5 protein-coding genes are annotated in these 2,417 nt (G+C 35.5%); 1 reads left to right on the top strand and 4 read right to left on the bottom strand.

The features are described from left to right. Positions 1-13: 13 nt before the first annotated feature. Both ssb and HRG09_RS27930 read right to left on the bottom strand, forming a co-directional pair. On the bottom strand, positions 14-505 hold the full coding sequence (ssb, locus tag HRG09_RS27935) for a single-stranded DNA-binding protein (RefSeq protein ID WP_174104047.1): 492 nt from the start codon (positions 503-505) through the stop codon (positions 14-16). A gap of 275 nt (positions 506-780) precedes the next feature. Then, a complete protein-coding gene (locus HRG09_RS27930) occupies positions 781-978 on the bottom strand; it encodes a hypothetical protein (protein WP_309232414.1) in 198 nt (65 codons plus the stop codon). A gap of 117 nt (positions 979-1,095) precedes the next feature. Between HRG09_RS27930 and HRG09_RS27925 the strand changes: the two genes are divergently transcribed. Beyond that, positions 1,096-1,248 (top strand): ribbon-helix-helix domain-containing protein, encoded by a 153-nt coding sequence (locus tag HRG09_RS27925; protein WP_006097643.1) that lies wholly within the window; start codon positions 1,096-1,098, stop codon positions 1,246-1,248. 223 nt (positions 1,249-1,471) lie between these two features. Here the strand turns inward: HRG09_RS27925 and HRG09_RS27920 are convergent, their stop codons facing one another. Beyond that, the gene (locus HRG09_RS27920; protein WP_395965634.1) at positions 1,472-2,059 is read right to left on the bottom strand and encodes a restriction endonuclease; all 588 of its coding nucleotides are present in this window, start codon (positions 2,057-2,059) and stop codon (positions 1,472-1,474) included. Positions 2,060-2,147: 88 nt separating this feature from the next. Further along, on the bottom strand, positions 2,148-2,417 hold a 270-nt coding region (locus HRG09_RS27915), incomplete at its 5' end, for a toprim domain-containing protein (RefSeq protein WP_174104045.1).

The following is a 2,417-nucleotide window of genomic DNA, read 5'->3' as shown; positions in this document are numbered from 1 at the left end:
TATCTACTTAACGTTAGAAGGGTAAATCGTCGTCCGAAATATCAATTGGTTGACCTGAATTAGCGAATGGAGCATCATTCTTTTTGAATCCAGAATCACTAGATTGATTAAATGAGTTCGAACCTTGATTACCAAAACTTGCTCCTACTGGCTGTTGATTAAATGAATTACGTTCTCCTCCACCACTATTACGTGGCTCTAAAAATTGTACGCTCTCTGCAACAACTTCTGTCACATATACGCGCTTCCCATCTTGCCCCTCATAATTACGTGTTTGAAGACGACCATCTACACCAGCTAAACTACCTTTCTTTAGATAGTTTGCTACATTCTCAGCTTGTTTACGCCAAACAACCACTGAAATGAAGTCAGCTTCTCTTTGTCCCTGGTTTGTGAACGGTCTATTCACAGCTAGCGTAAATGTTGCGACCGCAACCCCATTTGGCGTGTAACGCAAATCAGGATTCTTTGTGAGACGACCAACTAAAATTGTACGATTGAGCACAGTAATTTCCCCCTTAAAAATCTTATAAGTATTTTAAATCTTTCCTATGTGTTAAAATATAATGTGAAGGAAATGGACGAGATTTCCTTTGCTTTACGATCACTCAATACATAGCCCTTTGTTTGCTTTTTGCAAATGAGGGGTTTTTATTTTGCATATTTATTTTGATTTTCTAAAATTGCCAAACGAATTAATTTTAACTTCGTATCTTTGCTCAGTACTCCCCATTCAGATACATCAATTTTCATTTGCTATTTCTCTCCTCTATCGTTTAATTACACTAAACTCACATATAAAGGGCTTTCATCCTGTTCATGCACATGGAAAGTATAATCTTTTCCTGTTGCTTCTAATGCTCCAAATAGCATCTTTTGATACCTAAAATCCGTTATATCCATATCTACTTCACCATGATTCATGAGATGTTTTAGATCCATCATCATTTTCTCAATTTTCTTTTCCAATATCTTCACTCCTTTAAATAGTAATATTAGTGATATCACCTATATTGCTATTCTATTACTCATTTTTCCAGTTGTCAATAAAAGTAATATCACTTATAATACTTTTATAAAGGGGGTCATACTTACATGGCAATAAACAGAGATAAAAATACACCGGTTTTAGTTACAATTCCTAATGAACAATTAGAAAAAATTGAGAATTTCTGGCATGATAACAAACTAAAAAGTCGTAATGAAGCTATTCGTCAGCTCATAGAAAAAGGGTTAAGTCAAAAATAGTGGCTTCCCTTTTTTATTTTGCTTAAAAAAACGCAAAATAGATTTAAACCCCTTAAAATCTTCTGTATTCAAAAATAACTCCTCCGAGACTAATTACATTAGACCAAGAGTTAAAACTCCATACAAACAAATCTGAGAATCCGTTTTTGTTCAAAAATCCAATTATAAACTTAGAAATGGAAATACCTTACTAAAGGCGAAATAGAGCTGAAAGTTTTCCAGCTCATGCGTTAATTCGTTCCGTATGCTTACAAGTAGGAAATTGTGAACAACCAAAAAATTTATTTCCGTTTTGCTTCCCTTGTCTCACAATCATTTTATTTTTACAAACCGGACACTTCCGTTCAGCCGGATCTACTCGATGATACACATCTTCTGCTTTTTGTTCTGGATTCACTTTACTGATTAATTTTTGAAGTTCAAAACGATCAATGAGTTTTACCTGACATGCTTTTGCTAATTCTTCGGCTTGTTTTGTATATGCATTATTGGTTACGATCCATGCTTCATCTGCCTTATAATAGGCTTTCCCTGCATATACTTCTTGCACAGCCCGAATCCCAACTCGATTCTTTACCCCATATCGTTTCGCCTGAATCACAATACGATTTTTCCCTTTTAATACGACGTCTACCCCGTAATCACAAGAGCGTTTTGTGACCTCTGGACGGTACCCTAGTTCTCGAAAAAGAGCTTTTAAGTACACTTCAAACTGATATCCGTCCATTTTATCAATGTATTGAATACCTGACTTTGCCATCATCTTCAATACTCTTTTCTCTCGAATGATTCGATAAACAAACATATACATACGAAAGAGAGCATACAAAACAAAACCATAAATTAAAACCTGTATTATGCTGGAAGGGGGCACAACTGGTATTAATGGCTCAATTGATTTAGACACTTCGTTCCATCTCCTTCTTCTGTATTGGCACCGTTTGTTTCTTTTGCTGTCCTTGCGATTGTATATGAGATTGTTGCTGTTTTTCTGTTGATTGTATGACCTTCTTCAGTACATCATTCCAATCTTTTTCTTGGGAAGGAAGATGCATTTGGACACGTGGATTAATCGTTAATGCTCCTATCTTTTCTGTGAATTCTTTCCCCGCTTTATCATTATCTACTGCTAGGACAATCCGATTCACGGGAAATCCTTCATCTTTTGC

It is taken from the genome of Bacillus sp. Xin1 (assembly GCF_013314535.1).
Taxonomy (GTDB): Bacteria; Bacillota; Bacilli; order Bacillales; family Bacillaceae_G; genus Bacillus_A.
This window is presented reverse-complemented; position numbering and strand designations above follow the sequence as displayed.

Coding starts and splice junctions, on each gene's coding strand:
- HRG09_RS27920 (WP_395965634.1), bottom strand. CDS start 2,059: ATGTATATGTTTGTTTATCGAATCATTCGAGAGAAAAGAGTATTGAAG.
- HRG09_RS27925 (WP_006097643.1), top strand. CDS start 1,096: ATGGCAATAAACAGAGATAAAAATACACCGGTTTTAGTTACAATTCCT.